Here is a 22160-nt window from a genome sequence, read left to right as displayed (position 1 = left end):
TAATGGTCCTTTTTGGGGCTACCGGGGGCCCGGGGGGGGCGCGGCGGGCTGTTCCCCCCGCTGGGGGCGCTGCCCTTTCTGTTGCGCGCGGGGGGGGGGGTTACCTTTTTTGTGGCGGGCGGGGGGGGCGCCGACGGCAGTGGTGGCACGGTCGACCTGTACGCGTACGCGATCCCCAAACCCGGTTACGACGAGGTCGTGCCGGCGTTCAACGAGACCGAGGCGGGCGAAGGGGTGGAGGTGCGCCAGTCCTACGGCGCCTCCGCCGACCAATCCCGCAAGATCGCCCGCGGCGCCCCCGCCGATATCGTGAGCTTCTCCCTCGAACCCGATATCACCCGGCTGGTGGACGCCGGGCTGGTGGACCCGGACTGGAATGCCGACGCCACCCGTGGTGTCCCGTTCGGTTCGGTGGTCACCCTGGTGGTGCGGGCCGGTAATCCCAAGAACATCCGCGGCTGGGACGATCTGCTGCGCCCGGACGTCGAGGTGGTCACCCCCAACCCGTTCAGCTCCGGTTCCGCGAAATGGAATCTGCTCGCGCCCTATGCCGCGGCCAGTGACGGGGGGCGCGATCGGCAGGCCGGGATCGATTTTCTGAACCAGATGCTCACCCACGTGCGGGTGCAGCCGAAATCCGGCCGCGAGGCCACCGAGACCTTCTTGCAGGGCACCGGCGATGTGCTGATCAGCTACGAGAACGAGGCGATCTTCGCCGAACGGCACGGTGACCCGGTGGAACATATCGTGCCGGACTCCACGTTCCGGATCGAGAATCCGGTCGCGGTGCTCGAACATGCGCAGCATCCGGAGAAGGCGCTGGCGTTCCGGGATTTCCTCTACACACCGGCCGCGCAGCGGGCGTGGGCCGAGGCGGGCTTCCGGCCTGTCGATCCCGGGGTCGCCGCCGAGTACGCGGCGGAGTTCCCGGAACCGGCCACGCTCTACACCATCGCCGACCTCGGCGGGTGGGAAACGGTGGAGGCCGAACTGTTCGCTCCCGACTCCGGCGCCATCGCAATCGTCTACGACAACGCGACCGAGTAGCCGGGTGACCCGGACCACACGCGATACTCGATACTCGTGACCGAACACAGCCCCGACACCGCGCCTGCCGCGGCGCGCGACGAACCCACCCGCCGCCCGCTGGGCTCCTGGCTGCGGTTCACCGGTTCGGTGGGCCCGCTCGGTATCGCCACCGCCATGCTCTGGCTGAGCGTGATCGTGCTGCTACCGCTGGCCGCGCTCACCTTCAGCGCCTTCGACGACGGCTGGTCGGGGTTCTGGGGCGCCGTCACCGATCCGCTGGCGCTGGCCTCGCTGCGGGTGACGGTGCTCGTATCCCTCGTGGTGGCGTTGCTCAACGTCGTCATGGGCACGTTGATCGCCTGGGTGCTGGTGCGCGACGACTTCCCCGGCAAAGGGTTCGTCAACGCGTTGATCGACCTGCCGTTCGCGCTGCCGACCATTGTCGCCAGTATCGTGCTGCTCGCGCTGTACGGGCCCAAGAGCCCGATCGATATCCATCTGAACGCCACCCAGCCGGGTCTTGTGGTCGCGCTGGCCTTCGTCACCCTGCCGTTCGTGGTGCGTTCGGTGCAGCCGGTGCTGATCGAGGCCGATCGTGAGGTCGAACAGGCGGCGCTGTCGCTGGGTGCGGACAACTGGACCACGTTCCGGCGGGTCGTGCTGCCCACCCTGGCGCCCGCGATCATCAGCGGTGGCGGGCTGGCCTTCGCCCGGGCGATCGGCGAATTCGGGTCGGTGGTGCTGATCGGCGGCAATATCCCGCGCGAAACCCAGGTGGCCTCGCAGTACATCCAGCAGCAGATCGAAATCGACCGGCCGGTGAACGCGGCGGCGGTATCGGTGGCGCTGCTGGTGATCGCGTTCATCGCACTGCTGGTGCTGCGGGTGTTCGCCGAGCGGACGGCCCGGAAGGAACGCGAGGCCCGATGAAACTGTCCACACCCAGCCGGGTGAGTCTGCGGGTGCTGGCGCTCGGCTATCTGTTCGTGTTGCTGGTCCTGCCGCTGGGGATCATCCTGTACCGGGCGTTCGAGCACGGTATCGGCGCGTTCATCGACCAGATCAGCACGCCGGCCGCCATCTCCGCCTTCAACCTGTCCATGATCATCCTGGTCATCGTGGTGCCCGTGAACGTGGTCCTCGGGGTGGTGATCGCGCTGGCCCTGGTGCGCGGGAACTTCCCGGGCCGGCGGCTGCTGCAGGGTCTGGTGGACCTGCCGTTCGCGGTCTCACCGGTGGTGGTGGGTGTTGCGCTGATCATGCTGTGGGGTGTGGGCGGCTGGTTCGGGGTGATCACCGAATGGGGTTTCCGGGTGATCTTCGCGCTGCCCGGGATGGTGCTGGCGACCATCTTCGTGACCATGCCGTTCGTGGTACGGGAGGTGGAACCGGTCCTGCACGAGATCGGTGACGATCAGGAGCAGGCGGCCGCGACCCTGGGCGCCTCCCGCTGGCAGACCTTCTGGCGTATCACCGTCCCCGCCATCCGCTGGGGCCTCACCTACGGTGTGGTGCTGACCGTCGCCCGAGCGCTCGGCGAATTCGGTGCGGTGATCATGGTGTCGTCCGGTTTCCCCGGTGTCTCGCAGACACTCACCTTGCTGGTGCACGAACGCTATATCAACGATCACAACGATTTCGGCGCCTACTGCGCCGCAGTTCTGCTGATGGGTCTCGCACTCATCACCCTGCTGTTGATGACGCTCCTGGAACGTAAGCGGGACGTGTCATGACCGTGCACGCCGGAGGCCGCCCATGATCACCGTGACCAACGCGCGCAAGAACTACGGTTCTTTCGCAGCCCTCGACGATGTCAGCCTGGAGATCCCCTCCGGGGAACTGACGGCTCTGCTCGGCCCCTCCGGTTCCGGCAAATCGACCCTGCTGCGGTCGATCGCCGGGCTGGAGAACCTCGATTCGGGCGTGGTGACCATCGGCGGTCGTGACGTGACCCGGGTGCCGCCGCAGAAGCGCGATATCGGGTTCGTCTTCCAGCATTACGCGGCGTTCAAACATATGACGGTCCGCGACAATGTGGCGTTCGGCCTGACCATTCGCAAACGCCCCAAGAACGAGATCGCCTCACGCGTGGACGAACTGCTGGGCATCGTCGGGCTCGACGGTTTCCAGCACCGCTATCCGGCGCAGCTCTCCGGTGGCCAGCGCCAGCGGATGGCGCTGGCCCGCGCGCTGGCGGTGGACCCGCAGGTCCTGCTGCTGGACGAACCGTTCGGTGCGCTGGACGCGAAGGTGCGCGCGGATCTGCGCACCTGGTTGCGGCGCCTGCACGAAGAAGTACATGTGACCACCGTGCTGGTGACCCACGACCAGGAGGAAGCCCTCGACGTCGCAGACCGGATCGCGGTGATGAACGCCGGCCGGATCGAACAGGTCGGCAGTCCCGAAGATGTCTACGACCGGCCGGCCAGCGAATTCGTCATGACCTTCCTCGGTGCGGTGGCGCGGTTGAACGGCCATCTGGTACGACCGCACGATATCCGGGTCGGCCGGGATCCGAGTATGGCGCTGGCCGCCTACGAGGGGACGGCGGAATCGGCGGGGGTCACTCGGGCGACGATCGAACGGGTGGTGCGGCTCGGCTTCGAGGTCCGGGTGGAGATGCGCAATGCCGCCACCGGGGATCTGTTCGTCGCCCAGGTGACCCGCGGTGATGCCGAGGCGCTGCGGCTGGCCGAGGGGGAGACCGTCTACGCCCGCGCCACCCGGATCCCGGAACTGCCGGTCGCCTAGGACCGTGCGCTCTGTCCGTCGAATCGGCAAGTACTTGTGACCCGAGTTCCTGTAAAGGACGGGGAGTACGTTCCCGGACGCCCGGGGAGTGGGAGTTCTCCGAGCATTGACAGATTCCCTTTTCCGCCCTTTGAGCTGCGGTGATGTCTTCAATGTATCGACTGTGATCCCGGAGCGCCGAACGTCGTGTTGACGTACCCCGGCTTAGCTGTAACTATGGGAAACAGTTAAGCCGGAATCATTGACGAGAGGCATGACGATGACGTCTTCAGCCACCACGGTCTCCGACGACCAGCTGGTCGCGCAGGCCCAGGAGTATGCGGAAAAGCTGCTGCTGCTGTCGGAAGGCTCGGTCAACCGGCATTTCGACCCGTTCGAAGATATCGACTGGGATCACCCGGACTTCGACGTGAACGCGCGGCCGGAACGCTGGATCCTGCCCGTTTCCGCCGACACCCTCGGCCGGCACCCCTGGTACCAGGCGCTGTCACAGGAACAGAAGATCGAACTCGGCAAATACCGCCAGGCCAATGTCGCCAAGGTCGGGCTGCAGTTCGAGGCCATCCTGATCAGCGGCATGATGCAGCACGTCTTCGGGCTGCCCAACGGTGACCCGGAATTCCGCTACTGCTCCCACGAAATGATCGAGGAGCACAACCACACCCTGATGTTCCAGGAGATGGTGAACCGGATCGGCGTCGACGTACCCGGAATGGGTCCGCTGGTTCGCCAGCTGCGCCACCTCGCGGTACCGGTCGCGGTCGCCTTCCCGAACCTGTTCTTCATGGCCGTACTGGCCGGCGAAGAACCCATCGACCACATCCAGAAGGACATCCTGCGCTCCGGCGAGGAAGTGCACCCGATCATGCGCGGTGTGATGGCCATCCATGTGGCCGAGGAAGCCCGCCATATCTCGTTCGCGCACGAATTCCTCAAGCAGCACGTGCCGGAATCCTCGCGGCGCAACAAGTTCGTCCTGTCGCTGGCCATGCCGGTGATCATGTGGATCCTGGGCCGCGCCATCGCGACCCCGCCCAAAACCTTCTTCGAGGAATTCGATATCCCGAAGAGCGTGCGCAAGGAGCTGTTCTACGGCTCCGCCGAGGCCAAGCAGACCTTCAGCGACTACTTCGGTGATGTGCGCGCCCTGGCGCACGACATCGGCCTGATGAACCCGGTCGCCAAGCGGGTCTGGAAGATGCTGGGCATCGCCGGGCACACCACCCGGTACCGGTCCGAACCGCTGCGCGCCGTATCCGGCGCCGCCGCCTGAACGACGGGTCCACTCGATGCCCTACGTCGTCACCCAGTCCTGCTGTAGCGACGCCTCCTGCGTCTACGCCTGCCCGGTCAACTGCATCCACCCGACCCCGGACGAACCGGATTTCCGGACCGCGGAGATGCTCTACGTCGACCCGGCCGCCTGCGTGGACTGCGGTGCCTGCGCCTCGGCCTGCCCGGTGGATGCCATCACCTCGTCGAAGAAACTCACCGACGAGCAGAAGCCGTTCATCGAGATCAACGCCGACTTCTACCGGCAGTCGCGCCCCCGCCCGATCCTCGCCAAGCCGGTTCCGGCGCCGCCGATCGATACCGCCGGCCGCGGCCCGCTGCGGGTCGCGGTGGTCGGCTCCGGGCCCTCGGCCATGTACGCCGCGGACGAACTGCTCACCCAGCCCGATGTGCGGGTGACCGTATTCGACCGGCTGCCGGTCCCCTACGGCCTGGCTCGCTACGGCGTGGCCCCGGATCACGGGAAGACCCGCAAGGTCGCGGATCTGTTCGACGTGATGTCGCGGCAGCCCGGATTCGGGTCATACTTCGATATCGAGGTCGGCAAACATATCTCGCACGAAGAACTGCTGGCCTACCACCATGCAGTCGTGTACGCGGTCGGTGCCTCCAGCGACCGTAAGCTCGGCATCCCCGGTGAAGGCCTGGCCGGAAACGTCTCGGCCACCGATTTCGTGGCCTGGTACAACGGGCATCCCGATCATGTCGACGACGAGTTCGATCTGTCCCAGCGGCGGGTGGTCGTGGTCGGCAACGGTAATGTCGCGCTCGACGTGGCCCGGATCCTCACCACCGATCCGGAAGCACTGGCCGGCAGCGATATCTCGCCGGTCGCGCTCGAGGCATTGCGGCGCAGCGAAGTGCGCGAGGTCGTGGTGCTGGGCCGGCGTGGTCCGGCCGAATCGGCCTTCACCGTCCCGGAGTTCGTCGGACTGCTGGGCGCCGATGTGGATATCGCGGTCGAGGGTGACCTGCCGCCGCTCACCGGCGACCTGCCGTACCAGGTGGAGCAGAAGCTGAAATTGCTGCACCAGGTGGCCGATCGGCCGTTCGGGCAGCGCCGCCGGATCGTCTTCCGCTATCAGAGCGCGCCGAGCCGGATCCTCGGACCCGACGCGGTGACCGGTATCGAAGTGGACCGGACCGAGCTGGTGTCCGGCGACGACGGCCGGGTCCGTGCGGTCGCCACGGGCGATATCGACCTCCTGGAGACCGGGCTGGTGCTCACCTCGGTCGGCTACCGCGGCGTACCCACATCCGGTCTGCCGTTCGACGAACAGCGCGCGATCATCCCGAACCGGGCCGGGCGGGTGCTGACGGGTCCGGAAGGCGAGGCGCTCCCGGGCGTGTATGTGACCGGCTGGATCAAGCGCGGCCCCACCGGGTTCATCGGTACCAACAAATCCTGCGCCCAGGAAACCGTGCAGCAGCTGGCCGACGATTTCAACGCCGGCCGGCTGGCCGAGCCCGCGGGCGGCGCGGAGGCGTTCGATCGGCTGTTGCGGCAGCGCCGGCCGCAGGTCCGCGCCGCAGGCGCGGTGGCCCGTACCGCCAAACCGGTGCGACGCTTGTTCGCCCGTACCTGAGGCAATCCTGCAGCTTCCGCCCGTCCGGTATCGCACCGGGCGGGCGGTTTTTGTTTGCGCGGTGCGAATTCCGTCCGGGTAGCTATTGGTCGGTTACCGGCGGCTAGTGGGGCTTGGACGCGCGTCCGGGTGTCAGTGGGGGTTTCCTGCGGACCTGCCGGCGGACAGTGGTGTGTCCCTGTGGATTTCTGGCAAATTGCCAGTTCAGGGCTAATTTCCTGCGTGGCGGACAATTGAACTGCCGGTTTGTTTTCCGGCCGGTATTCGGGGAGTTGTTCCGTAACTTCATCTTTCATCGCCGATTATTCGATTTATTCGGTCCATTGCAGCTAACCTGTGGTCGCTGTTTGGAAAACGACCGCGCCCATGGCTTTTTCGCAGGACGTGGTCTCGGTGCGTTGACGGGATGGCAAATGACTTCTGGGCTGGGTATCAGTATCGGCACGGTGAACGTTGTCTCGGCGCGGGTCGCCGAGCACGACGCCCGGCCGATCGTGCGGACACGGCGGACGGCTGTCGGATTCGACAACCGCGGTACCGCGCGGCTCGGCGGAATCACCCGATTCTCCACGGCCGTAAGCGAATTCGCCGACCTCGGCCGCGACCCGGAATCGGTGTACGTCGACGGCCGGATCTGGGCGCCGGCCACCATTTTCGCCTCGGTGGTGCAGGGACTGGTCGCCGCCGAACCGGCGGCCGGAGTGGTCGCCACCCATCCGGCCGGATACAGCGCCAAACAACTCGACCTGCTCCGGCAGAGCCTCGACCTCGCCGGTGTGGGCCATGTCCAGCTGGTACCGGAACCGGTGGCCGCAGCGCATTGGCTCGATGCCGAACACGGCCCGCTGGATACCGGATTCGTTCTGGTCTACGACCTGGGTGGGAACAGTCTCGATGTCGCGGTGGTGCGCACCGGGATGGACTGGCCGGATCATCCCGTGGTCGGAAAACCGGTGCGATCCTACGATTTCGGTGGCCGCCCGCTCGGCGCCATGATCGCCCGCTGCGCGGGTGACCGGGCGATCGGCCCGGCCGAACCGGGTACCGGCACCGTATCGCTGATGTCTTTCGTCGACCCCGAAGGCCTGCGCCGCGAACATATCCGCGATTCGCTCGAGGTGGTGCGCGGTGCGGTGCGCTCGGCCGGTGTCGCACTGTCCGATATCGGCCGCATCCTGGTGGTGGGTGGCGCGGCCAGGCCGCCGCAGGTCGCCGAAACCCTCGCCGAACTGGGATTACCGGTGACGATCGCCGCCGATTCGGCGCAATGCGTGGCACTCGGCGCCGCCGCCATGGCCGCGGAGAGTGTGCCGCTGGCCGGCTCGTCCCGCGCCAAACACGCCCCGATCTTCTCCGGTGCCGCCGTATTCTCCGCGGTCGCGATGTCCGCGGCCACCATCCTGGGCAACGGCGCCGCCGATACCGTGGGGCCGGACCGGGACCGGATGCCGCTGCAGACCCCGGGTGCGGTGCTGTACGAAATCCACGGCGAAGCGCAGGTGGAACGTTCCGGCGCCGGATGGAGTGTGTCCTACGCGCCGTTGGACGCCGGGCCGCGAATCACTCCCGCGGGGGTATCGCGACCGTACGGGCCCCCGATGCCCGGAACCGCGGCGGCGCCCGCGGATTCGGCACCGGATCGCGATGGCGACCGCAACGACTCGCACACCTCGCCCCGTGACCGGCACGCCGACAACGAATCCCGTTACAACGATCCGGCGCGATTCCAGAACCCGATCCCGTTCGATCCGCCAGATCTTCCGGCGCGGCCCGATCCGGACTCCGCGGAACCGGAGACTCCCGGGATCGAACTTCCCGCTGGCCCCGATCCGGATACGCCCGTTATCGATCCGCCCGGCGGACTGCCCGGCGGGGAAACCGACGAGCCGGGGCAGGGTTCGGACAACGGCGCGGGCCCGGTGCCGGGAATTCCCGATATCGGTAACCCCGGAGTGCCGGAGGTACCGGGTGGGAACTGGTCCGGTGGCGCGGAATCGCCGGGAGGCGACTGGTCAGCTCCCGGAAGCGAGTGGTCGGAGCCGGGCGGCGGATGGACGTCGCCGGGCGGTTCGGGCGATACCTCGGCGCCGGAGCCGGCGGACGATGGATCCGGTGGCGGCGACTCGGACGGTTCCGGAACGGGTGGGCCCGGCGGCTTCGGTACGGGAAATTCCGGTGGTTACGGTACGGGCGATTCGGGTGGTTACGGTACGGGTGACTCGGGTGGTTTCGGGTCAGGCAATTCGGGTGGTTTCGGCACGGGTAACTCGGGTGGTTTCGGTTCGGGTGGCTCCGGCGCAGGTGACTCAGGTGGATTCGGAGGGAGCGGTTTCGGCGGCTCGGATAGCGGCCCGGGCGGGATCTCCTCCCGAGGATCCGATTCATCCGGCGGCTCGAACAGTGATTCAGGCGGGTTCGGTGGTTTCGGCGGCGGTCGTTCGAGCGGCGGTGATTCGGATTCCGGTGGCTCCGATTCGTCGAAGGGCTCGAAATCCCGGGGCTCCGATTCCGGCGGCTCCAGTTCCTCCGGCAGCGACGGCGGGTCCTCCCGGAGCAAAGGTTCGGGCGGGAAGTCCTCGGGCGGCGGCTCCGACAACTGACCGCGCAGAGCAGGACTACGGACGCCATAGTCGAACTGCGGGAAACCGGCTGATCCTTCGGCCGGTCGTCCGGCGGGTTCGGTGCGATCCGGAAAATCCGGTGCCGGGCAACCCGGTCCGCGAGAGAATCGAAAGGTGGATGTAGACGGGGGCCCACCGCGGCTGATCGCATTGGATGTGGACGGCACTCTGCTGAAAACCGGTGCGCCGGTGACCGATCGAGTGGCCGCGACGGTTCGTGCGGCGGTGGCGGCCGGAGCGCAGGTAGTGGTGAGTACCGGGCGGACCGTAGTGAGCACCCGGCCGGTACTCGCCGAACTGGGTCTCGTGCGGGGGCATGCCATCTGCTCGAACGGGGCGGTGCATATCGATATCGAAGCGGCCGAGCCGACCGCGGTGCACACCTTCGATCCGCGGCCGGCGGTAACGGCGCTGCGGGACCTGTTCCCCGATATGATTTTCACCGCGGAGCAGGTGGGTTCGGGTTTCTGGGCGACCGGAATGAGCCCCGGTGAGTACTACGCCGGCGGGGAATACCTGGTGGTCGACCACCACACCCTGTGCAGTGTGCCCACACCCCGGTTGAACTGCTGGTGGCCCGAGGGCTCGGTCGCCGAGATGCGCAGTCTGCTGGAAACCCTGGCCGTTCCGGATATCAGCTGGGTCTACGGTGAGTTCGGCCCCTGGCTCACCATCTCCCGCGAAGGAGTGTCCAAAGGGTGGGCGCTGGAGCAGTTGCGCCGCACACTGGACATTCCGCGCGAAGCCACGCTGGCCATCGGGGATGGATTCAACGACCGGGAAATGTTCGCCTGGGCCGGGCATTCCGTCGCCATGGCGAACGCCCCCGTCGAGCTGCACGCAATCGTCGACGAAGTGACCGCCGACGTCACAGCCGATGGAGTCGCCGCCGTCCTGGAACGCTGGTTCTGAACACCGGGCGGCAGGCCAGCAGGGACCGCCCGCGGGGGAGCGGTCAGGCCGAAAGGAGCAGAGGTCGCGAGGTCGCGGAATCGTAGCGGTTCCACACGACCTCGGCGAGCGCGGGATCGGGGCCCAGGACCGCGGCGTGCGGCAGGCGGGTGTCCTCGGCGACCAGGCGATCGGTGAGCAGGCCGGGAGCCAAGAACCACGGAGCCACCAGCAGGTTTTCCGCGCCGCGCGCACGTAACCGCTGTACCGCGCCGGTAAGTGACGGCTGGGCGGTGGCGAAGCATACTTCCGTCGGATAGCCGGTCTGCGCGGCGAACCGGCGGGCCAGGCCGGCGGTGGTGCGGTTCGCGGCCGCGGAGGACGAGCCGACCGCAGCCAAGGCGATACCCACGCGATCGTGCGGCGCGGTCCAGCCGTGGGCTGCGCAGGCCGCGCGAACCCGGCTGTCCAGTACCGCGATCAGGCGGGGATCGGCGCCGAGAACTTCGGCCTGGGTCAGCTGCAGCCGCGGATGGCGGGCCGCCGCCTCAGCCAGCAGCCCGGGGAGATCGACCCGGGCGTGGAAAGCGCTGCCGAGTAGCAGTGGGACCACGACGGCCCGGGTTTCCCCGGTTCCGGCTACCGCGTCCAGGACCTGCCCGACCGAAGGCGCGTTCAGGTCCAGGAACGCCAGGCGCGCGGGCACATCGGGGCGCGCCGCGCGGACCTCGTCCATGAGCGCGGTGACGGTGGCGGCAGACCGGGGATCCCGGCTGCCGTGTGCCACCGCGACCAGCGTGGGTGCCGGCATCAGGCCTCGGTTCCGACCTCTACCGCGCTGAGGACATCCCCGACCAGCCCGGCCGCGAGGGTGTTGCCACCCGCGGGGTCGATCAGCAGGAAGCTGCCGGTGTGCCGGTTGGTGCGATAGTCGTCGGTCGCGATCGGTTCGGCGACGCGTATCGAAATGCGGCCGATATCGTTGAGGGACAACGATTCCGGGTTCGGATCAGCGCTGAGACGCTGTTCATCGAAGCGTTCGGTGAGCGTGCCCACGATGGCCTGCGTGGTACGGGTGCCGTGTTTGAGCAGCAGCCGTGCACCGGGGCGCAGCGGTTTGTCGCCGAGCCAGCACACGGTGGCGTCGAAGGTATCGACCGGTTCCGGGGCGTCGCCGGGCGAGGCGATGGTGTCGCCGCGGGAGATATCGACCTCGTCGGCCAGGATCAGCGTGACACTGCGCCCGGCCTGGGCGACCGCGAGCTCCCCGTCGGGGGTGTCGATCCGCTCCACGGTGGTGCGGATACCGGAGGGCAGCACCACCACCTCGTCGCCCGGCGCCACCGAACCCGCCGCGATCTGGCCCGCGTATCCGCGGTAGTCGGGATATTCGGGGGTGCGCGGCCGGATCACGTACTGCACCGGGAACCGCAGGCCCACCGCGTGGGTTCCGGAGTTGTCCGCGTCCACCGGCACGGATTCGAGATGCTCGATCAGCGACGGCCCGCTGTAGTACGGGGTCTGGTCGGAGCGGGTGGCGATATTGTCGCCGCGCAGCGCGGAGACCGGGATCTCCAGGACATCCTCCTCGGCCCAGCCGAGGGTGCGGGTGAGATGGGAGAACTCGGCGGAGATCTCGGCGAAAACCTTACCGGCCGCGGCCTGCTTGGCCTGTTCGCTGGGTTCGTCGCCCCCGATGAGGTCGATCTTGTTCACGGCCAGCACCAGCCGCGGCACCCCGAGCAGCGCCAGCACCGCGGCGTGGCGGCGGGTCTGCTCGATCACGCCTTTACGGGCATCCACCAGCAGGATCACCAGCTGCGCGGTGGAGGCGCCGGACACGGTGTTACGGGTGTACTGCACGTGCCCGGGGGTGTCGGCCAGGACGAACGAACGTTTCGGTGTCGCGAAATACCGGTAGGCGACATCGATGGTGATGCCCTGTTCGCGTTCGGCCCGCAGACCGTCCACCAGCAGCGAGAGGTCGGGAGTGGACAGACCCTTGTCCACCGACGCCCGGGTCACCGCATCGATCTGGTCGGCGAGCACGGACTTGGTGTCGTAGAGCAGACGTCCGACCAGGGTGGACTTGCCGTCGTCGACAGAACCGGCGGTGGCCAGCCTCAATAGGTCGGACATATCAGAAATAACCCTCTCGTTTACGGTCTTCCATGGCGGCTTCCGAGACCCGGTCGTCGCCACGGGTCGCACCGCGTTCGGTCAGCCGGGAGGCGGCGACCTCGGCCAGGATGGCCTCGTTATCGGCGGCGTCGGACAGGATGGCGCCGGTGGTGGAACCGTCGCCGACGGTGCGGTACCGGACCGAACGGGTCTCCAGGACCTCGTCCTCACGCGGACCACCCCAGCTGCCGGGGGTCATCCACATCCCGTCGCGCTGGTACACCGGCCGTTCGTGCGCGTAGTAGATGGTGGCCAGTTCCACGTTCTCGCGGGCGATATAGCGCCAGATATCGAGTTCGGTCCAGTTCGACAGCGGGAACACCCGCACATGCTCGCCCGGTGCGTGCCGGCCGTTGTACAGGTTCCACAGTTCGGGCCGCTGCCGTTTCGGATCCCACTGCCCGAAGGCATTGCGCAGCGAGAAGATCCGCTCCTTGGCGCGAGAGCGTTCCTCGTCGCGCCGGCCGCCGCCGAACACCGCGTCGAACCGGTTCTCGCTGATGGCATCCAGCAGCGGAACGGTCTGTAGCGGGTTACGGATACCGTCGGCGCGTTCGGTGAGGCGGCCGTCGGCGAGATAGTCCTCCACGGCAGCCACATGCAGCCGCAGCCCGTACTTCTCGACCACATGGTCGCGGAATTCGAGCACCTCGGGCAGATTGTGCCCGGTGTCCACGTGCAGCAGCGCGAACGGCAGCGGCGCCGGCCAGAAGGCCTTCAGCGCCAGATGCAACAGGACGGTGGAGTCCTTACCGCCGGAGAACAGGATCACCGGCCGTTCGAATTCGCCCGCGACCTCACGGAAGATATGGATGGCTTCCGATTCCAGCGCGGCCAGGGTGTCGAAATCCGAGAGGCCGACAGAGCGTTCGGTGATTACGTCGGTCATGATGCGTGCAACCCACATTCGGTCTTGGCGAGCCCGGCCCAGCGGCCGCTTCGCGGATCGGAACCCGGCTCCGGCTTCCGTGTGCACGGAGCGCAGCCGATGGACGGATACCCCTCCTCCACCAGGGGATTGACGAGAATCGAATGTTTTTCGATGTAGTCCTGCATCTCGTCGTCGGACCACGGCGCGATCGGGTTGATCTTCACCAGCCCGAAACCCTCGTCGAAGGAGATGAGCGGCGCGTTCGCGCGGGTGGGGGCCTCCACCCGGCGGATACCGGTGACCCAGGCGTTGTACGGGGCCAGCGAATTACGCAGCGGCACCACCTTGCGCAGCCGGCAGCATTCCCCGGCGTCGCGGGCGAACAGGTCCTTGCCCAGCAGCGCGTCCTGCTCGTCGACGGTGTGCTCGGGGCGCACATTCACCACGTTCACGCCGTATACCGCTTCCACGGCGTCGCGGGTGCCCATGGTTTCGGCGAAGTGATAGCCGGTGTCGAGGAACAGCACATCCACACCCGGCCGTACCTGGGCGGCCAGCTGCACCAGCACCCCGTCCTGCATATTCGACGCGACGATATAGCCGCTACCGAAGTTCTCGTCGGCCCAGCGCAGCAGCTCCGCGGCCGTCGCGTCCGGGCCGAGTTCGGCGGCACCGCGTTCGGCCAGTGCCCGGAGTTCGTCGGCGCCCAGTTTGGCAGGCAACTGTTTCTGCTCGGTTGTCACAGTGGGTTCTCCCGTCACCACGCTTGCGGGTTTCATCGCAGATCGGCTTCCTCGGCGCGAACAGCCCACTGCGCGAACCGTTCACCGTTCTCGCGGAGCTTGACGAAGTTGCGCACCACGCGCTCGATGTAATCGCCGAGTTCGGCGCTGGTCACCTTGTGCTGGCGCAGTTTGCGGCCGAAACTGCTGTCGAGGCCGAGGCTGCCACCCAGATGAACCTGGTAGCCCTCGACCTGATTCCCGTCGCCGTCGTCCACCAGCTGGCCCTTGAACCCGATATCGGCGATCTGGGACCGGCCGCAGGAGTTCGGGCAACCGTTGATATTGATGGTGATCGGCACATCGAGTTCGGCGTTGATATCGGCGAGCCGCTGTTCGAGTTCGGGCGCCAGCACCTGCGACCGCTTGCGCGTCTCGACGAAGGACAGTTTGCAGAATTCGATACCGCTGCAGGCCAGCAGATTGCGCCGCCACACCGAGGGCCGCGCCTGCAGGCCCAGCGGTTCCAGTTCGGCGATGAGCTGCTCGACCTTGTCGTCGGCGATATCCAGTACGACGATCTTCTGATACGGAGTGAAACGAATCCGGTCGGAACCGGCGCGTTCCACTGCCTCGGCGACCTTCGTGAGAATCGTGCCGGATACGCGGCCGGCGATGGGGGAGAAGCCCACGGCATTGAGGCCGTTGCGCAGCTTCTGCACGCCGACATGGTCGATCGGGCGGCTGGGCTGCTCGGGCGCCGGGCCGTCGATCAGCTTGCGCTTCAGGTACTCGTCCTCGAGCACCTGCCGGAACTTCTCGATACCCCAGTCCTTGATCAGGAACTTCAGCCGCGCCTTGGTCCGCAACCGGCGGTAGCCGTAATCGCGGAACAGACTGACAACGCCCTCCCACACCTCGGGCACCTCGTCCAGCGGCACCCAGGCGCCGACCCGCTGGGCCAGCATCGGATTGGTGGACAGCCCGCCGCCGACCCACAGGTCCAGGCCGGGTCCGTGCTCGGGGTGGTTCACGCCGACGAACGCGACGTCGTTGATCTCGTGCACCACGTCCTGCAGACCGGAGATCGCGGTTTTGAACTTACGCGGCAGGTTGGAGTACTCCGGCTTGCCGATGTAGCGGCGAACGATCTCCTCGATCGCCGGCGTGGGGTCGATGACCTCGTCCAGCGATTCGCCCGCCAGCGGAGAACCGAGCACGACGCGGGGGCAGTCACCGCACGCCTCGGTGGTCTGCAGGCCGACGGATTCGATCCGCCGCCAGATCTCGGGGACGTTCTCGATCTCGATCCAGTGGTACTGGACGTTCTCCCGGTCGGAGATGTCGGCGGTATCGCGGCCGAACTCGGTGGAGATCTCGCCGAGGGTGCGCAGCTGCGCGACATTCAGCGCGCCGCCGTCGCAGCGGATCCGCATCATGAAGTACCGGGCTTCGAGCACATCGATGTTCTCGTCGCCGGTCCAGGTGCCGTCGTAACCCTGCTCGCGCTGGGTGTACAGGCCCCACCAGCGGAAACGTCCGCGCAGATCGCCCTTGTCGATACTGTCGAACCCGTTCTTGGCGTAGATGTTCTCGATCCGGGACCGGACGTTGAGCGGGTTGTCGTCCTTCTTGGACTGCTCGTTCGGGTTGAGCGGTTCCCGATAACCGAGCGCCCACTGGCCCTCGGCGCGGCGGCGCACCGGTTTACCGGTGCGGGCGCGGCCGGGGCGTGCGGGGGTTTCGCCCTTTACCGGGGTCTCGGCCTTCGCGGGGGTGGCGGCGTCGGTGCTCGACGTCATGAAGTCGCTCCTGCTGGGTATGGCTTGGGTCCGTGCTGAGGGCGCGAGAGGCTGACTCGCACCCGCGGTATCAGCGGGCCGAAATCCTCGAATCGGGGAAGATCACCGGAAAACCGGGAGTGGGCGCAGCTGAGCTACCGGGCGGAACCGGGCAGACAACAGGCGCTGCAGACGCGCTTGTAGTCGACGTGGCGACGGGCCACAAGTCGAACTCCGGATGCGCGCATGCGACCCATTGTGCCATGCCGCGACGCGCATTCCGACCGCCCTACCAGTATTTCCCGTGCACTCCCGGGAAATCGCCTGGTTCCGGGCGGTTATATGTGACGGTCGTCATATTTGCTTGACGGGGTTCGGGACCCGGCGGGAAAGGAAGGCTTGACCTCGAGATAACTCGAGGTTGCAGGCTGACGGTATGAGTACCGAAACAGACGGGGACGCCTACGCACCGGCCGATGCCGATGCCGAGATCGCAGCGATCCATGTTGTGGTCGACGCCGTCGCGCAGGCGCAGGCCAACGAGGACGTCGACCGGTTCGCCGCGTTGTTCCGTGCGGACGCCCTGTGGACGACCGGACACGGCAAACGGCTGTACGGGCAGCCCGCGATCGCGGAGTTCACGGCACAGGTGCTGCCGGGGGCCACCGCGCACGGCCGGGCCACCTACGAGGTCGAGCACATCTTGTTCCTCCGGCCCGATGTGGCGGCGGTCAAGGTGCGGCAGCGCTATTACACCTCCGCCGGCGACCTGGACAGCGAAGGTGCCCCGCTGTACGTGATGACCAAGGAGAACGGGCGCTGGATGCTCACCGCCAACCAGAACACCCCGGTTATCGCAGGCTGAGCCGCGGCCCGGCACACTGGAACGATGACTTCGCCCGCCACCGCGACCCCGCACAGCGATACCGTTCCGGTGCTGCGCGATTTCGGGGGCGGGCCGTTCGGCATCTACGTCCACGTGCCGTTCTGCGCGACCCGCTGCGGATACTGCGATTTCAACACCTACACCGCCGGTGAACTGGGCACCTCCGCCTCCCCGGAATCCTGGTCGGCCGCGCTGCGCCGGGAACTCGCGGCCGCGGCCGGGCAGTTCGCGGAGCTCCCCAGCACCACCCCGCCGGTCGCAACCGTGTTCGTCGGCGGCGGCACACCGTCGCTGCTCGGCGCCGACGGGCTGGCCGGCGTGCTCGACGCGGTCCGGTCCGAATTCGACCTGGCCCCGGACGCCGAGGTGACCACCGAATCCAATCCGGAATCCACCTCCCCCGAATTCTTCGAACGCATCCGGGCAGCCGGGTTCACTCGCGTCTCGCTGGGGATGCAGTCGGCGGCATCACATGTCCTGGCGGTACTGGACCGCACGCACACCCCCGGCCGCGCGGTGGCCGCAGCGAGGGAAGCCCGGGCCGCCGGGTTCGACCACGTCAATCTCGACCTGATCTACGGCACCCCCGGTGAACGCGACAGCGATCTCGACGCCAGCCTGGACGCCGTACTGGAGGCGGGGGTGGACCACGTGTCGGCGTATTCGCTCATCGTCGAAGACGGCACCGCACTGGCCCGCCGGGTACGCCGCGGCGAACTCCCCGCACCCGACGACGACGTCCTCGCCGCCCGCTACGAACGTATCGACGCCCGCCTCGCCGCCGCCGGTCTCACCTGGTACGAGGTCTCGAACTGGGCGGCCGGCGACGCCGCCCGCTGCCGCCACAACCTCGGCTACTGGGACGGCGGCGACTGGCTGGGCGCGGGCCCCGGCGCGCACAGCCATGTCGGGGGAGTCCGCTGGTGGAATATCAAGCACCCGGCCCGCTACGCCGACCGCACCGCGAACGGCGGCCTGCCCGCCGCAGGCTGGGAAGCTCCCACGACCGAGGACCGCTACTTGGAGCGGGTCATGCTCGCCCTACGCCTGCGCACCGGCCTGCCGCTGTCCGATCTCGATTCCTCCGGCGTACGCGCCGCACGAAAGGTCGCGGCAGACGGTCTGGCGTCGATACGTGGCGACCGCGTGGTCCTGACCGATCGTGGCCGCCTACTGGCAGACGGCGTGGTCCTGCAGCTGCTCGGCTGAGTGCTCGCGCGTCCCCACTCGGTGCGCTGGTCGCCGGACGGCGGTCGAGGCGGTTATCCGAAGAGCGTCGAGTACAGAATTCCTCCTGCGATGACGGCGAACAGCACACCGATAATGCCTTGGATCACCAGGTAGAAACGGCGACCGGGAAAATGTTCCCGCGGCTGCGGAGGCGCATTTGCGCCCACGCCGACGGGTAGGTGCTGACCCGGACGTGATGGAGTCCGGGTGCGACGGGAATGAAATTCACGCCCCACGATGTGTCCGGGACTCGCTGCCCGTTCACCGTGATCCGCGGTTTGCAGGCCAGATACGCGTACGGCAGGAACGTCCACCGGCAGAACGATGCGTCGACGACGATGCCCGTTTCGCCCGGTTCCGGAACATACTCGGGCATAGGCGTTTCCGGGTCATGACGGTACGGCAGGATGAAATCGGGCGGCAGCATGGTGCCGTGATAGGGCTGTCCGGGCGTGACCGGGCGGGGTGCCGGCGCCCCAGGAAAGGGGTGTGCCGTGGGCTGCCCCGGCGATGGGGCAAGCGGTGGCCGGTGCCGGTCTGCAGGGTTGTCCATGAGCTTCCTGTATCCGGGCGTTACGCGGGGGCCCCTTCGGGCGCGAGCAAAGTCTCGAGAACAGAGGCGAGGGCCTCCTTGTAGGGGCCCATATCCTTCAGGACGTCGAGCATCTTGGTGATCAACGTGGAGACTTTCACGGTCTCCGCGGCGATGCGGGTGGTCGCCTGAGCGGCCACCACCGGTGCGGCCGTGCCGCCGGAGAGCGCCAGCTCGATGGTCCAGCTGAAGAGCGCGCCGTACAGAGCGGTAAGGATGGTCTGCACCATGGTTCGCACCGCATCGACGATTTTCGCGGTCTTCTCCATCATGGTCGCCAGCGTGGCAGCCGCACCGCCCGCCGCACCGATCTGATCGAGCAGGGTGGTCGCGTAATTGCGGTACGCGATCGCGGTCTGCCCCGACCAGGTCGCGATTTCGCCGTCGACAGCGGACTGCCAGTCGCCACGGATCGCCGTGAGTTCTTTCGCGATCTCCGTCCACGTGCCCGCGTACGCTTCGACCATATCCGGGTTGCCCATGAGCGAATCGAATGCCTTGCGCAGCGGTTCGACATGTTCGAGCATCCACGAAGCGATCTGGGTGCCGACGAAAGCGAGTGGGTCGCTGCCGATTTCGACAGCCGTTGCGCCGACCCCGATCGCGCCGAGCGCGGAGTCCAGATAGGCGTCCTTGTTGAAATCCGAGACGACCTTCCACGCGTCGTAGGCGATGGTGCCCTCGAGAATTCCCCAGGGCCCTTCCTCGCCGGCCAAACCGACGTTGTGGTGGAGGAAGGCGTCTTCCTGGAAATATTCTTCGCGGTAGTCGGTACCGTCGACGATCAGTTCGTTGCCCTCCGGGGGCGCTTCGTCGTCGAACCCCGGCGTGTGTTCGTTCAGCCATTCCCCGATTTCGGTGGCCATCTAGAATCCCCCCTTAGATTCCTCGATCGCTGTCTGCAACCCCTCGAGTGTTTGCGCGAAGGTGCCGTCGGTGCCCTCGAACGAGTCCGCGTCTGCGTTCAACTTCCCGGGAACCCCGGCGGCCTTCTCGGCCACCTTGCGGATCGCTGCCACGGTCGAGGCGTGATTATCGGAAAGAATCCAATCGACGATCGGACGCGGGATGGCACCGTAGGCGTCATCGGCGGCGGCGATATAGCTTGCCGCCTCGAGGGCGGCGGTCGTTCGCGCCATCAGGCTCTGCACGCTGGTCGCATGCTTGCGCAGGCTTTCCGGGTCGACCTGCAAGGGGGGCGCTGCTTCGTTCGTCATCGTCGCTGCCTCAGACCAACCAGGACTTGTTCCGGTAGTACTCGCCTTCTTCGTCCTCGACATCGGGAATCAGCGATGTCGGAGTCGCGGGAGGCGGAGGAGGAGGTTGGTTGCGGCCCGGAGCGGGCGGTGTGGGTGGCGGGGGTGCCGGTGCGGGGTAGGTGGGCTCGGGACGGGCAGGTGCCGGGCCCGGTGCCACCGACGGGTTCGACTGCGGTTCGTTCCAGATAGGGTCCGGTTGTGCCGGCCGATTCCAGGAGGGGGTCGGATTCGGCTGGTCCGACCATATCGGTGCCGGCGCCCCGGGCCCGGGCCGCGGCGGCGTGCTCTGCGAAACCGATGGTGCCGGGTGGGGCAGTCCCGGGGCGGTCGCGGGGCCCGCGAGACGGCCGGCGAACTGCTCGATGACGGTCGCGCCGATCGGGTCGTCGCCGACCACCTCGTGGACCGCCGCGGTCACTTCGCGGCCCAGTGCGGCACGGGCACGCGACAGACAGGCCATCACCTCGGTGGACAGCGCGGCCGGGCTTCTGCGCCGGATCCCGTCGGTGAATCGGATATCGGTCGGCACTCCGTTGCTGTCGACGGTGACCCGGACACTGTTGTCGCCGGAGGTCTCGGTCACCGACAGTTGCGCGAGCCGGCCCTGGAGTACTTGGAACCGCTGGGCCTTCTGCTGCATCTGCTCGGCCCATTGGGCCAGGCCGGCGGCTGTCGCCAATGGGTCGTCCGACACCGAAATCCCCCCTGGGTACTGGATTCTGCTGTGTTCAGGGGGGACGTTAGCACGGTCTTTCGGCGGCTGTGCCCGGGTGGAGGACCGCTGCGGACTTAGACTGGGGGTGAGCCCGGGTGTCCGAGCTGGGTTCGGAAGAAGTCGGTGCGCCGCCGGTCGGTCACGACGGCGTACAGCACAGCGAGGAGGTGGGGTCGATGTCGAGCACCGAGGATCGGCGCTTCGAGGTCCTGCGGGCGATTGTCGCCGACTACGTCGCCACCAAGGAGCCCATCGGCTCGAAGACCCTGGTGGACCGGCACAACCTGGGTGTTTCCAGTGCGACCGTCCGCAACGATATGGCCGTTCTGGAGGCCGAGGGATATATCGCCCAGCCGCACACCAGTTCGGGCCGGATTCCCACCGACAAGGGCTATCGGCAGTTCGTGGACCGTATCGCCGATGTGAAACCGCTCTCGGCCGCCGAACGCAAGGCCATCATGCAGTTCCTGGAATCGGGGGTCGACCTCGACGATGTGCTGCGCCGCGGGGTCCGGCTGCTGGCCCAGCTCACCCGTCAGGTTGCTGTCGTCCAGTATCCGACGGTCTCCGCGTCGACGGTGCGCCACCTCGAGGTGGTGGCGCTCAATCCCGCGCGGTTGCTGCTGGTGGTGATCACCGATACCGGCCGGGTCGATCAGCGCATCGTGGAGCTCGGCACCGTCGTCGACGACGAGGATCTGGCCGCGCTGCGCGGCATGCTGGGTGCGGCCATGGACGGTAAACGCCTGGCCGCCGCCTCCGCCGCCGTCGCCGAACTGCCGGAGCAGGCGCCGCCGCAGCTGCGGGATGTGCTGATCAAGGTGTCCACGGTGCTCGTGGAAACCCTGGTCGAGCATCCCGAAGAGCGCCTCGTGCTCGGCGGTACCGCCAACCTCACCCGCAACGCCGGCGATTTCGGCCTGCACGGTTCCCTGCGCACCGTGCTGGAAGCGCTCGAGGAGCAGGTCGTGGTCCTCAAACTGCTGGCCGCCGCCCAGCAGCCCGGGACGGTGACGGTGCGGATCGGTGAGGAAACCCAGGTCGAGGAGATGCGCGGCACCTCGGTCGTCACCACCGGCTACGGCGCCGCGGGCGCGGTCCTGGGCGGTATGGGTGTGCTCGGCCCCACCCGGATGGATTACCCGGGAACAATCGCCTCCGTAGCGGCCGTAGCCCGCTACATCGGCGAAGTCCTCGCCGAACGCTGAGAGTAGAGATCGACCCGGAGCCGGCGAAACCACGGACGCCAGGCCCCGCCGCCCGAGGCCTGGCGCTGATCATGCGAACCCCAACGTAACCACGGACGCCGCCCCGCCGCGCGAGGTCAGGCGCGGACCATACGAACCTCGACCTGACCACGGACGGTGCCCAGCCGCGCGAGGCCTGGCGCTGATCATACGAATCCCAACGTAACCAGGGGGCGCCTGACCGCGCGAGCCTTGGCGCGGACCATGCGAACCCTGACGCAACCGGCGGCGCTGCCGAGTTCAGCGAGGCCCTGAAAGGTTTGGGCCCGTGCCCGCAGGGCGGGGGGGGTGGGGGGCGGCGCCGCCGCGCGGGGGGGGGGGGGGCCGCCCGGGGGGGGGGGGGGTTGGGCCCCCCGGTGGGCCGGGCGGCCCCCACTCGACACGCGGGGCGGCGCCGCTTCGCCTCGACCCCGCACTGCTGGGACGGGCCCAAACCTTTCAGGGCCTCGCTGAACTCGGCAGCGCCGCGTCGCACTCGACGATATCGAGATCGGCGGGCACACCA

At 67.5% G+C, this 22160-nt stretch carries 21 protein-coding genes; 11 read left to right on the top strand and 10 right to left on the bottom strand.

Annotated elements, in window-relative coordinates; genetic code table 11:
* Window positions 1-60 precede the first annotated feature (60 nt).
* The 8 genes from QH196_RS12375 to QH196_RS12340 all read left to right on the top strand — a co-directional run bounded on the left by QH196_RS12375 (window position 61) and on the right by QH196_RS12340 (window position 10192).
* The gene (locus tag QH196_RS12375) at window positions 61-1047 is read left to right on the top strand and encodes a sulfate ABC transporter substrate-binding protein (protein ID WP_432279481.1); all 987 of its coding nucleotides are present in this window, start codon (window positions 61-63) and stop codon (window positions 1045-1047) included.
* Window positions 1048-1146: 99 nt separating this feature from the next.
* On the top strand, window positions 1147-1959 hold the full coding sequence (gene cysT, locus QH196_RS12370; protein WP_280415918.1) for a sulfate ABC transporter permease subunit CysT: 813 nt from the start codon (window positions 1147-1149) through the stop codon (window positions 1957-1959).
* Window positions 1956-2762, top strand: coding sequence for a sulfate ABC transporter permease subunit CysW (gene cysW, locus QH196_RS12365; RefSeq protein ID WP_280415917.1), 807 nt, complete (start codon window positions 1956-1958; stop codon window positions 2760-2762). The genes cysT and cysW overlap by 4 nt, the downstream gene beginning before the upstream one ends.
* Window positions 2763-2784: 22 nt before the next feature.
* A complete protein-coding gene (locus tag QH196_RS12360) occupies window positions 2785-3780 on the top strand; it encodes a sulfate/molybdate ABC transporter ATP-binding protein (protein ID WP_280415916.1) in 996 nt (331 codons plus the stop codon).
* Window positions 3781-4033: 253 nt separating this feature from the next.
* On the top strand, window positions 4034-5053 hold the full coding sequence (locus QH196_RS12355) for an AurF N-oxygenase family protein (RefSeq protein ID WP_432278155.1): 1020 nt from the start codon (window positions 4034-4036) through the stop codon (window positions 5051-5053).
* 16 nt (window positions 5054-5069) lie between these two features.
* Window positions 5070-6659: an FAD-dependent oxidoreductase gene (locus QH196_RS12350; RefSeq protein ID WP_280415914.1), complete on the top strand. Its 1590-nt coding sequence runs from the start codon at window positions 5070-5072 to the stop codon at window positions 6657-6659.
* Window positions 6660-7072: 413 nt separating this feature from the next.
* Window positions 7073-9259, top strand: a complete 2187-nt coding sequence (locus tag QH196_RS12345) for an Hsp70 family protein (protein ID WP_280415913.1) — start codon at window positions 7073-7075, stop codon at window positions 9257-9259.
* A 135-nt stretch (window positions 9260-9394) separates the two neighbouring features.
* Window positions 9395-10192, top strand: coding sequence for an HAD family hydrolase (locus QH196_RS12340; RefSeq protein ID WP_280415912.1), 798 nt, complete (start codon window positions 9395-9397; stop codon window positions 10190-10192).
* 43 nt (window positions 10193-10235) lie between these two features.
* Here QH196_RS12340 and QH196_RS12335 read toward each other — a convergent pair whose 3' ends face one another.
* From QH196_RS12335 to QH196_RS32530, 6 genes are all read right to left on the bottom strand, one after another.
* A complete protein-coding gene (locus tag QH196_RS12335) occupies window positions 10236-10982 on the bottom strand; it encodes a sirohydrochlorin chelatase (protein ID WP_280415911.1) in 747 nt (248 codons plus the stop codon).
* Window positions 10982-12310, bottom strand: coding sequence for a sulfate adenylyltransferase subunit 1 (locus tag QH196_RS12330; RefSeq protein ID WP_280415910.1), 1329 nt, complete (start codon window positions 12308-12310; stop codon window positions 10982-10984). Before QH196_RS12330 ends, QH196_RS12335 begins: the two co-directional genes overlap by 1 nt.
* A 1-nt stretch (window position 12311) precedes the next feature.
* On the bottom strand, window positions 12312-13259 hold the full coding sequence (gene cysD / locus QH196_RS12325; RefSeq protein ID WP_280415909.1) for a sulfate adenylyltransferase subunit CysD: 948 nt from the start codon (window positions 13257-13259) through the stop codon (window positions 12312-12314).
* Window positions 13238-14002, bottom strand: a complete 765-nt coding sequence (locus tag QH196_RS12320; protein WP_432279480.1) for a phosphoadenylyl-sulfate reductase — start codon at window positions 14000-14002, stop codon at window positions 13238-13240. Before QH196_RS12320 ends, cysD begins: the two co-directional genes overlap by 22 nt.
* Complete coding sequence (locus QH196_RS12315) at window positions 13999-15747, bottom strand: nitrite/sulfite reductase (RefSeq protein WP_280415907.1); 1749 nt, start codon at window positions 15745-15747, stop codon at window positions 13999-14001. Before QH196_RS12315 ends, QH196_RS12320 begins: the two co-directional genes overlap by 4 nt.
* Before the next feature lie 134 nt (window positions 15748-15881).
* Window positions 15882-15974 (bottom strand): Ms4527A family Cys-rich leader peptide, encoded by a 93-nt coding sequence (locus QH196_RS32530; RefSeq protein ID WP_357054283.1) that lies wholly within the window; start codon window positions 15972-15974, stop codon window positions 15882-15884.
* A 188-nt stretch (window positions 15975-16162) separates the two neighbouring features.
* Between QH196_RS32530 and QH196_RS12310 the strand changes: the two genes are divergently transcribed.
* Window positions 16163-16591 carry an SgcJ/EcaC family oxidoreductase gene (locus QH196_RS12310; RefSeq protein ID WP_280415906.1) on the top strand — a complete coding sequence of 143 codons (429 nt, stop codon included), beginning with the start codon at window positions 16163-16165 and terminating at the stop codon, window positions 16589-16591.
* A 24-nt stretch (window positions 16592-16615) separates the two neighbouring features.
* On the top strand, window positions 16616-17821 hold the full coding sequence (hemW, locus tag QH196_RS12305) for a radical SAM family heme chaperone HemW (RefSeq protein WP_280415905.1): 1206 nt from the start codon (window positions 16616-16618) through the stop codon (window positions 17819-17821).
* 124 nt (window positions 17822-17945) lie between these two features.
* On the opposite strand, the gene QH196_RS12300 is transcribed toward hemW, so the two are convergent.
* The 4 genes from QH196_RS12300 to QH196_RS12285 all read right to left on the bottom strand — a co-directional run bounded on the left by QH196_RS12300 (window position 17946) and on the right by QH196_RS12285 (window position 20387).
* Window positions 17946-18269 carry a hypothetical protein gene (locus QH196_RS12300; RefSeq protein ID WP_280415904.1) on the bottom strand — a complete coding sequence of 108 codons (324 nt, stop codon included), beginning with the start codon at window positions 18267-18269 and terminating at the stop codon, window positions 17946-17948.
* Between the two features lie 146 nt (window positions 18270-18415).
* Window positions 18416-19300 carry a WXG100 family type VII secretion target gene (locus tag QH196_RS12295; protein ID WP_280415903.1) on the bottom strand — a complete coding sequence of 295 codons (885 nt, stop codon included), beginning with the start codon at window positions 19298-19300 and terminating at the stop codon, window positions 18416-18418.
* The gene (locus tag QH196_RS12290; RefSeq protein WP_280415902.1) at window positions 19301-19651 is read right to left on the bottom strand and encodes a type VII secretion target; all 351 of its coding nucleotides are present in this window, start codon (window positions 19649-19651) and stop codon (window positions 19301-19303) included.
* 10 nt (window positions 19652-19661) lie between these two features.
* Window positions 19662-20387, bottom strand: coding sequence for a YbaB/EbfC family nucleoid-associated protein (locus QH196_RS12285; protein WP_280415901.1), 726 nt, complete (start codon window positions 20385-20387; stop codon window positions 19662-19664).
* 197 nt (window positions 20388-20584) lie between these two features.
* Here QH196_RS12285 and hrcA point away from each other — a divergent pair, with 197 nt between their 5' ends.
* Window positions 20585-21616, top strand: coding sequence for a heat-inducible transcriptional repressor HrcA (gene hrcA / locus QH196_RS12280; protein WP_062976567.1), 1032 nt, complete (start codon window positions 20585-20587; stop codon window positions 21614-21616).
* The last annotated feature ends 544 nt before the right edge of the window (window positions 21617-22160 follow it).

The organism is Nocardia carnea (assembly GCF_029868325.1).
Taxonomy (GTDB): Bacteria; Actinomycetota; Actinomycetes; order Mycobacteriales; family Mycobacteriaceae; genus Nocardia; species Nocardia carnea_C.
Note: the sequence above shows the minus strand (reverse complement) of the source record. Positions and strands in the feature narration are given on the sequence as shown.

Coding starts and splice junctions, on each gene's coding strand:
- cysW (WP_280415917.1), top strand. CDS start 1,956: ATGAAACTGTCCACACCCAGCCGGGTGAGTCTGCGGGTGCTGGCGCTC.
- QH196_RS12360 (WP_280415916.1), top strand. CDS start 2,785: ATGATCACCGTGACCAACGCGCGCAAGAACTACGGTTCTTTCGCAGCC.
- QH196_RS12355 (WP_432278155.1), top strand. CDS start 4,034: ATGACGATGACGTCTTCAGCCACCACGGTCTCCGACGACCAGCTGGTC.
- QH196_RS12350 (WP_280415914.1), top strand. CDS start 5,070: ATGCCCTACGTCGTCACCCAGTCCTGCTGTAGCGACGCCTCCTGCGTC.
- QH196_RS12345 (WP_280415913.1), top strand. CDS start 7,073: ATGACTTCTGGGCTGGGTATCAGTATCGGCACGGTGAACGTTGTCTCG.
- QH196_RS12335 (WP_280415911.1), bottom strand. CDS start 10,982: ATGCCGGCACCCACGCTGGTCGCGGTGGCACACGGCAGCCGGGATCCC.
- QH196_RS12330 (WP_280415910.1), bottom strand. CDS start 12,310: ATGTCCGACCTATTGAGGCTGGCCACCGCCGGTTCTGTCGACGACGGC.
- cysD (WP_280415909.1), bottom strand. CDS start 13,259: ATGTGGGTTGCACGCATCATGACCGACGTAATCACCGAACGCTCTGTC.
- QH196_RS12320 (WP_432279480.1), bottom strand. CDS start 14,002: ATGAAACCCGCAAGCGTGGTGACGGGAGAACCCACTGTGACAACCGAG.
- QH196_RS12315 (WP_280415907.1), bottom strand. CDS start 15,747: ATGACGTCGAGCACCGACGCCGCCACCCCCGCGAAGGCCGAGACCCCG.
- QH196_RS32530 (WP_357054283.1), bottom strand. CDS start 15,974: ATGCGCGCATCCGGAGTTCGACTTGTGGCCCGTCGCCACGTCGACTAC.
- QH196_RS12310 (WP_280415906.1), top strand. CDS start 16,163: ATGAGTACCGAAACAGACGGGGACGCCTACGCACCGGCCGATGCCGAT.
- hemW (WP_280415905.1), top strand. CDS start 16,616: ATGACTTCGCCCGCCACCGCGACCCCGCACAGCGATACCGTTCCGGTG.
- QH196_RS12300 (WP_280415904.1), bottom strand. CDS start 18,269: ATGCTGCCGCCCGATTTCATCCTGCCGTACCGTCATGACCCGGAAACG.
- QH196_RS12295 (WP_280415903.1), bottom strand. CDS start 19,300: ATGGCCACCGAAATCGGGGAATGGCTGAACGAACACACGCCGGGGTTC.
- QH196_RS12290 (WP_280415902.1), bottom strand. CDS start 19,651: ATGACGAACGAAGCAGCGCCCCCCTTGCAGGTCGACCCGGAAAGCCTG.
- hrcA (WP_062976567.1), top strand. CDS start 20,585: ATGTCGAGCACCGAGGATCGGCGCTTCGAGGTCCTGCGGGCGATTGTC.